The sequence below is a fragment of the Mycobacterium sp. genome (assembly GCF_049585075.1).
Taxonomy (GTDB): Bacteria; Actinomycetota; Actinomycetes; order Mycobacteriales; family Mycobacteriaceae; genus Mycobacterium.
This window is the reverse complement of sequence record NZ_JBAUZA010000050.1, coordinates 1-8074: the sequence shown is the minus strand read 5'-3', so window position 1 is coordinate 8074 and position 8074 is coordinate 1. Positions and strand designations below refer to the sequence as shown.

Genomic DNA, 8074 nt, shown 5'->3' with positions numbered 1-8074 from the left:
AGTTCCAACGCCGCGGCGACCGGGTCGTCGGCGACGCTGAGCGCCAGCCCGTGCCGCACAGCGGATTCGGCGTCAAAGCGCATACCGAACAGCAAGGCCGCGCGGGCGACTTGCGGTCCTACCCCGCGCTGCAGCATCCAGGTCGCACCGCCGCCGGGATGCAGTCCCAACTTCTGAAAACGCGCGTCGAACAACGCGTTCGGCCCGGCGATGCGCACATCGGCGGCCAGCGCCAAGTTCAGGCCCGCACCGACGGCGGGGCCGTTGACGGCGGCGATCGTGGGCAGCGTGCACTTGCCGACGGCCATAAACCCGTCGTAGATCCGCAGCAGTCCTTGCTCGGCGGCACTGCCCAAGGCGCTGAGATCAGCTCCTGCGCAGAATGCCTTCCCGGCGCCGGTGATGACAACGGCGTGCACATCGGAATCGGCCTCGGCGCGTTCCACCGCCGCGCGCAACTGCTTTGAGATCTCGTCGTTGACGGCGTTGCGTCGGTCTGGGTCGTTGATGGTGATCAGTGCGACGTGGTTGTCGACGCTGAACAAAACCAGCTCGGATTCGGGCATCGGTTACCTCCGCAGGTTCGCCGCCGACGGTACATGGCGCACCATCCGAGGCCATCTGCCACATAGACCTCGCTTGCCACAGCGGCATCTGAGGCTGGTGCCCCCGGCAGGACTCGAACCTGCGACCACAAGATTAGAAGTCATGTGCTCTGTCCAGCTGAGCTACGGGGGCCGGAGACTACTAAGCCCAGGTCAGTGTATCCAACCGTGCAAAAGACGGGCTCCCGGTGCGCAACGCCGAGGGAAATGTCGTTGGCAGGAACAGTGATTCGCTAGTGTGAGGCCCGCCACACACGTACGCTTCCGGCTGCGTGTGCTCAACGGCGAGGAGTGGCAGGCATGACCGTAGCCATCGATGTCAGAGCGCGCTACTCGCATGCGCGTACCGAAGTGCTGCGCCAGGGACTGCAGCTGGCCGCGGCGCCGATTGGCGCATATCGCACCGGCGCGCTGCTGCTACGGGGCTCGCCGTGGGTGGTCCGCTTTTTGGCCCAATGGCTATCGGCAGAATTTCCCCCGCACGTTGTCACCGGGCATGCGCTGTCCGGGGTGACGCCGCTGTCCGTCGGCCGGGTCGCGACGGGCTGGGCGGCGCAGCGGGCCGACGACATCCTCATTGCCACACTGGAAGAGTCCTTTGGGCCGCAATACAGTGAAAAGGCCCGTCACCCCATCACCGATTCCACGGCATGCGCTCGCCGCGGTGGGCTCTTGCAAGCAACCGGGCATCGCCGCCGTTATGCGGCGCAGACCTCGGATATCGCCTACGGCCCGGACCGCCGCAACCACCTGCTCGACGTCTGGCGCCATCCCGACATCAAGCCCGGCGGCCGGGCGCCGGTGCTGGTGCAGGTCCCCGGCGGCGCATGGACCGTCAACGGCAAACGGCCTCAGGCATATCCGCTGATGGGCCGGATGGCCGAGCTGGGCTGGATCTGCGTGTCCATCGACTACAGCAAGAGCCCGGCAAAGCCGTGGCCGGCGCACATCATCGATGTCAAACGCGCGCTGGCCTGGGTGCGGCACAACATCGCCGAGTACGGCGGCGACCCTGACTTCATCGCGGTCACGGGTGGCTCCGCCGGCGGGCACCTGGCCTCCCTTGCCGCGCTCACCGCTAACGACCACCGCCTGCAGCCCGGCTTCGAGGATGCCGACACCAGCGTTCAAGCGGCCGCGCCTTATTACGGCGTCTACGACCTGACCGATGTCGGAAAAATGCACGAAATGATGCTGCCTTTTCTCGAGCATTTTGTTATGCAAGCGCGTTATACCGACCAGCCCGAACTGTTTGAATCGGCATCGCCGATTTCGCATGTGCATCGCGGCGCGCCACCGTTCTTTGTCTTGCACGGCGAGAATGATTCGGTGATTCCCAGTTTGCAGGCGCGGGCTTTTTCTGACGCGCTCCGCAAGGCCGGCGCCCGCACCGTCTGCTACGCCGAGCTTCCTAACGCGCACCACGCCTTTGACATGTTCGCCACGGTCCGGTCTCGACTGGTCGCCGATGCTGTGGCTGACTTCTTTGGTGTCGTCTACGGACGATATCTTCGCTCGCGATCGGCGGTTTTGCGCAGACGCGCGACACCCGCCAGTTGAATTGCTCGCTGCATTCCGCCTGGCACATTTCCAATTCGTTAGGCCGCCAGGCCAATTCACCGGAGACCGGGAACGTGTTTGAGCCGGTCTTCTGATCCGCACAATCAGCTACCGCCATCGCGCCAACCGGGCTAGCGTTAAAGTGGCCTGCAGCGCGACGTGGGGCCCTGGGCATTGTGTATGGCGCGCCGTGCAACGAGCGCGGCGACAGGACGGAGGAGTGCCGGTGGCTGAGACGGTCGACGCGGCCGGATTGCCCGCGGCGCTGGGGCCGGTCGATTACCTCTTGCATCGCGGCGAGGCCAACCCGCGTACTCGCTCGGGCATCATGGCTTTGGAAATCTTGGACACCACCCCGGATTGGGACCGCTTCCGGACTCGTTTTGAGAATGCATCCCGGCGCGTGTTGCGGCTGCGACAGAAAGTGGTAGTGCCGACCTTGCCGACCGCGGCGCCGCGCTGGGTGGTCGATCCCGACTTCAACCTGGACTTCCACGTGCGAAGAATGCGCGTCGCAGAACCAGGCTCGATCAGGCAGGTATTCGATCTGGCCGAGGTGATGCTGCAATCCCCGCTGGACATCGCCCGACCGCTGTGGACGGCAACCCTGATCGAGGGCCTCGCCGACGGGAAGGCGGCTACGCTGCTTCACTTGTCGCACGCCGTCACCGACGGCGTCGGCAGTGTGGAGATGTTCGCCCACATCTACGACCTTGAGCGGGACCCACCGCCCCAGCCGACGCCCGCGCAACCCATTCCGCAGGATCTTTCGGCCAACGACTTGATGCGCGAAGGGTTCAACCACCTGCCGGCCAACGTGGCCAATGGGGTATTGGGCGCCGTGTCCGGAGCCGTATCGATGGTCGGGCGGGCGGTGCTCAACCCAGGAGCCGCCTTAGCGGGTGTGGTCGACTATGCCCGCTCAGGGGCGCGGGTAGTTGGCAGGGCTGCCGAACCGTCGCCGCTACTTCGACGCCGCAGCCTGGCCACCCGCAGCGAGGCACTCGACATCCCGCTCGCCGACTTGCATCGGGCGGCAAAAGCGGGCGGGGGTTCGATCAACGACGCCTACCTGGCCGCCGTGTGTGGTGCGCTCGGCCGCTACCACGAAGCACTAGGCGTACCGGTTGCCACCATTCCGATGGCGGTGCCGGTCAACCTACGTGCCGAATCCGATCCGGCAGGCGGCAACCGCTTCACCGGCGTCAACTTGGCGGCCCCGATAGGCACTGCCGATCCGGTAGAACGCATGAAGAAGATTCGCGCACAGATGATCCAGCGCCGCGACGAGCCCGCCATGGACATCATCGGTTCCATCGCCCCGGTGTTGAGCGTCTTGCCGACGCCGCTGCTGGAGTCGATGACCGGCTCGATCGTCGGGTCCGACGTCCAGGCCAGCAACGTTCCGGTCTTCCCCGGCGACACCTATCTAGCCGGTGCAAAGGTCTTGCGGCAGTACGGAATTGGCCCATTGCCCGGCGTGGCGATGATGGTCGTGCTGATATCGAGGGGCGGGTACTGCACCATCACCGCCCGTTACGACCGCGCCGCCGTCCGCGACGAGGCGCTGTTCGCCCGGTGCCTGCTGGAGGGTTTCGACGAGATCCTCGCGCTGGCCGGCGAACCCGCCCTGCATGCGACACCCGCATCGTTCGCCGCCCAGACGCCCGGCTCGCCGAACCGATCGGTGGCGGGATCGTGACGGCCGACCGCGATACAGAGGACCGACAGTCGCGGAAGTCGCCGCGGGATCTTCGCTTGCCGGGGTCGGTCGCCGAAATCATGGCCAGCCCGCCAGGACCAAAGATTGGCGCGTTCTTCGACCTGGACGGGACCCTGGTGGCCGGCTTCACTGCGGTCATCCTGACTCAGGAAAGGCTGCGCCGACGCGACATAGGCGTCGGCGAGCTGATCAGCATGGTCACTGCCGGCCTCAACCACCAGCTTGGGCGCATCGAATTCGAACAACTGATCCGCACGGCCTCGGGTGCGCTCCGTGGGCGCGCGTTGAGCGATCTGGAAGAGATCGGTGAGCGGCTGTTCAACCAGAAAATCGAGTCGCGGATCTACCCGGAGATGCGCGAACTGGTTCGCGCCCACCTGGCTCGCGGTCACACCGTGGTGCTCAGTTCGTCGGCGTTGACCATTCAGGTCGGTCCGGTGGCCCGCTTCCTTGGCATCGCCAACACACTCACCAACAAGTTCGAGACCAACGAGGACGGCAGCCTCACCGGAGATGTGCTCAAGCCGATCCTCTGGGGACCCGGCAAAGCTGCTGCGGTACAAAAGTTTGCCGCCGAGAACGACATCGACCTCAAGGACAGTTACTTTTACGCCGACGGCGACGAAGATGTCGCCTTGATGTACCTGGTCGGCAACCCGCGGCCGACCAACCCCGAAGGCAAGATGGCCGCGGTCGCCCGCCGGCGCGGCTGGCCGATCCTGCAATTCACCAGCCGCGGCGGGGGCGGGATCGGCTCGCAGCTGCGAACCCTAGCCGGTTTCGGCTCGATCATCCCGGTAGCTGCGGGCGCAGTGGGTATCGGCCTGCTGACCCGCAGCCGCCGCCGGGGAGTGAACTTCTTCACCTCGACCTGGTCACAACTGTTGCTGACCGCCAGCGGCGTGCATCTCAATGTCATCGGCGCCGAGAACCTGAACGCCGAACGTCCGGCGGTGTTCATCTTCAACCACCGCAACCAGGCTGACCCGGTAATCAGCGGCGCGCTGGTCCGCGACAACTGGGTGAGTGTGGGCAAGAAGGAGCTGGCCAGCGACCCGATCATGGGCACGCTGGGCAAGCTGTTGGACACCGCATTCATCGACCGCGATGATTCGGCCGCCGCGGTCGAGACGTTGCACCAAGTCGAAGAGCGCGCGAAGAAGGGCCTGTCGGTCGTGATGGCGCCCGAGGGCACCCGACTGGATACCACCAGCGTCGGACCGTTTAAGAAGGGAGCCTTCCGCATCGCGATGACGGTCGGCATCCCGATCGTGCCGATCGTCATCCGCAACGCCGAGATCGTCGCCGCGCGGGACTCGATGACGATGAATCCGGGCACGGTGGATGTCGCGGTGTTCCCGCCGATTTCGGTGCGCGACTGGACACTTGACACCTTGTCGGATCGGATCGCCGAGGTCCGCCAGCTGTATCTAGACACGTTGGCCGACTGGCCGGTCGACGAGCTACCCGAAGCCAGCGTGTATCGCCGGAAAAAGAAGGCGGCGCCAAAAAAGACGCCGCGTAAGGCCGCCACCAAGCCGGCCAAGGCCACTGCGGCGAAGGCCGGGGCGAAGAAGACCGCTAAAGCGGCTAAACCGAAAGCGTCGGCGCGCAAGGTCACCCAGGCCCAACCGCGCACGCCTCGGCCGAGAGGGCGATCGTGACCAGATCAGCCGCCGATACCGGTACGTTCAGCACCGCCGACGACACGTTGGTGTTGGCGTCAGCGTCCTCGCCGGTCGAATCGGAGCTGCTGGGGTCGTGGTTGGACGAGCAACGCACCCGGCCCCCGGAAACCAAACTCGAGGTCCTGCCGTTGCCGGCACGCAATTCGCCACCCGCCGCGCTCGCCCAGCTGGTCGAACAGCTCGAATCGGACGAGGACCGATCGATCGTGCCGGTGCGGGTCTTCTGGATGCCGGAGGCCGATGCGTCGACATTGAGCCGGGTGGCCGCGTTGATCCCCGGACGAAATCCCTACCAGCCCAGTGAGCGTCAGCAGCGCCGCATTCTGCGCGCTGACCCGTCCCGCGCCCGGGTGGTGGCCGGCGAATCGGCCAAGGTATCCGAACTTCGTCAGCAATGGCGAGACATCACGATCGGCGAAAATCCGCGTGAGTTCGCGCATTTCGTCACCCGCCGAGCGCTACTGGCGATGGAGCGCGCCGAATACCGAATCCTTGGACCGCAATACAAGTCTCCCCGGCTGGTGCGGCCCGAGATTCTGGCGTCCGCGCGATTTCGTGCCGGCTTGGAAAAGATTCCGGGCGCCACCGTCGAGGAAGCCGGAAAAATGCTCGACGAGCTCGCCACCGGGTGGAGCCGAGTTTCCGTGGACCTGGTCTCCGTCCTGAACCGCCTGTTCAGTCGAGGATTCGATCGGGAGATCGACTACGACGAGTACCAGGTGGCGGCGATGCGCACCGCGCTGGAAGCTCATCCGGCGGTGTTGTTGTTCTCGCACCGGTCCTACATCGACGGCGCGGTGATGCCGGTCGCGATGCAGGAAAACCGGCTGCCGCCGGTGCATGTTTTCGCCGGCGTCAACCTGGCATTCGGGGTGATGGGCCCGCTGATGCGCCGCGCCGGCGTCATCTTCATCCGGCGAAATATCGGCGACGACGCCCTCTACAAGTACGTACTCAAGGAGTACGTCGGCTACGTGGTGGAGAAACGTTTCAACCTGAGCTGGTCCATCGAGGGCACCCGCTCGCGGACTGGCAAGATGCTGCCACCCAAACTGGGACTGATGAGCTACGTGGCCGACGCCTACTTGGACGGCCGCAGCGATGACATTCTGCTGCAAGGTGTTTCGATCAGCTTCGACCAGCTGCACGAAACCGCCGAGTACGCTGCCTATGCCCGCGGCGGCGAGAAGCGGCCCGAGGGTTTGAGCTGGATGTACCGCTTCATCAAGGCCCAGGGTGAACGCAATTACGGCAAGATCTATGTTCGTTTCCCCGAGGCTGTCTCGATGCGCGAGCATCTCGGCCCGTCGCATGGCTCGATCGCTGCGGATGAAGCTGCCAAACGGCTTGCGCTGCAGAAGATGTCGTTCGAAGTCGCATGGCGGATTCTGCAAGCAACCCCGGTGAATGCCACCGGTCTGGTATCGGCATTGTTGCTGACCACGCACGGGCTGGCGTTGACGCTCGGGCAATTGCACCACACCCTGCAGGACTCACTGGACTATCTCGAACGCAAACAAACCCCGATGTCTACCAGTGCACTGCGGCTGCGCACACCCGAAGGCGTACGGGCGGCGGTGGACGCGCTGTCCAACGGGCATCCGGTCACCCGAATCGACAGCGGCCGAGAACCCGTGTGGCGCATCACCCCCGAGGATGAGCACACCGCAGCCTTCTACCGCAATTCGGTGATACACGCGTTTCTGGAGACCGTCATCGTCGAATTGGCGCTGGCGCATGCCAGTCACGCCGAAGGCGATCGCCTGGAGGCATTTTGGAATCAGGCCATGCGGCTGCGCGACCTACTGAAATTCGACTTCTACTTTGCTGACTCGGCCGCCTTCCGGGAAAACATCGCCGAAGAGATGGCCTGGCATGAGGATTGGGAAGCCCACGTTGGCGCGGGCGGTGCCGAGATCGAAGCAATGCTGTACGCGAAACGGCCGTTGATGTCGGACGCGATGCTGCGGGTGTTCTTCGAGGCCTACGAGATCGTGGCTGATGTGCTGCGCGATGCGCCGACGGATATCGGTGAGAAGGAGCTCACCAAGTTGGCGCTGGGTGTCGGCCGCCAATACGTCGCGCAGGGCCGAGTGCGCAGCAGCGAGCCGGTGTCCACGCTGCTGTTCGCGACCGCACGCCAGGTCGCCGCCGACCAGGACTTGCTGAAACCCGCACCGGACTTGGTCGAGCGCCGGGTCGCGTTCCGCCGAGAGTTGCGATCGATTCTGCAGGATTTCGACCATGTCGCGCAGATCGCGCGCAACCAGTTCGTCGCTCGCGAGGTGCAGGCGCGGGCCGGACGTCGCCACGATCAATAGCCGGCAGACAGGTGCCCATACTCTTGATGTATGACGGGCGCTCCGACCACTAAGCAAGGCGCGGCGGTGTGGCCGCTGCTCGCCGGAGTGGCGGCGCTCGCCGGGTGCATCGCGGCCGGGATCGGGGCCCTGTCGGTGGCGGCTGCGCTGACCGCGACCGGGCTACCCGACCCTGGT

Annotated in this window: 5 protein-coding genes and 1 tRNA gene; 4 read left to right on the top strand and 2 right to left on the bottom strand. The window is 65.0% G+C overall.

From position 1 onward, the window contains the following. Positions 1–566: enoyl-CoA hydratase (locus tag WB785_RS02460; RefSeq protein ID WP_424077109.1), on the bottom strand; the 566-nt coding region annotated here is incomplete at its 3' end. A 95-nt stretch (positions 567–661) separates the two neighbouring features. After that, a tRNA-Arg gene (locus WB785_RS02455) sits at positions 662–738 on the bottom strand. Between the two features lie 167 nt (positions 739–905). Between WB785_RS02455 and WB785_RS02450 the strand changes: the two genes are divergently transcribed. The 4 genes from WB785_RS02450 (at position 906) to WB785_RS02435 (ending at position 7897) form a co-directional block, all read left to right on the top strand. After that, on the top strand, positions 906–2165 hold the full coding sequence (locus tag WB785_RS02450; RefSeq protein WP_424077108.1) for an alpha/beta hydrolase fold domain-containing protein: 1260 nt from the start codon (positions 906–908) through the stop codon (positions 2163–2165). A 226-nt stretch (positions 2166–2391) separates the two neighbouring features. Beyond that, positions 2392–3867, top strand: a complete 1476-nt coding sequence (locus tag WB785_RS02445; protein ID WP_424077107.1) for a WS/DGAT/MGAT family O-acyltransferase — start codon at positions 2392–2394, stop codon at positions 3865–3867. An 80-nt stretch (positions 3868–3947) separates the two neighbouring features. Beyond that, complete coding sequence (locus WB785_RS02440) at positions 3948–5552, top strand: HAD-IB family hydrolase (protein ID WP_424077110.1); 1605 nt, start codon at positions 3948–3950, stop codon at positions 5550–5552. Further along, positions 5549–7897, top strand: a complete 2349-nt coding sequence (locus WB785_RS02435) for a glycerol-3-phosphate 1-O-acyltransferase (protein ID WP_424077106.1) — start codon at positions 5549–5551, stop codon at positions 7895–7897. The genes WB785_RS02440 and WB785_RS02435 overlap by 4 nt, the downstream gene beginning before the upstream one ends. Positions 7898–8074 lie beyond the last annotated feature (177 nt).

Excerpts from the sequence above, each read along its gene's own strand:
- WB785_RS02440 (WP_424077110.1), top strand. The coding sequence starts at position 3,948 with ATGGCCAGCCCGCCAGGACCAAAGATTGGCGCGTTCTTCGACCTGGAC.
- WB785_RS02450 (WP_424077108.1), top strand. The coding sequence starts at position 906 with ATGACCGTAGCCATCGATGTCAGAGCGCGCTACTCGCATGCGCGTACC.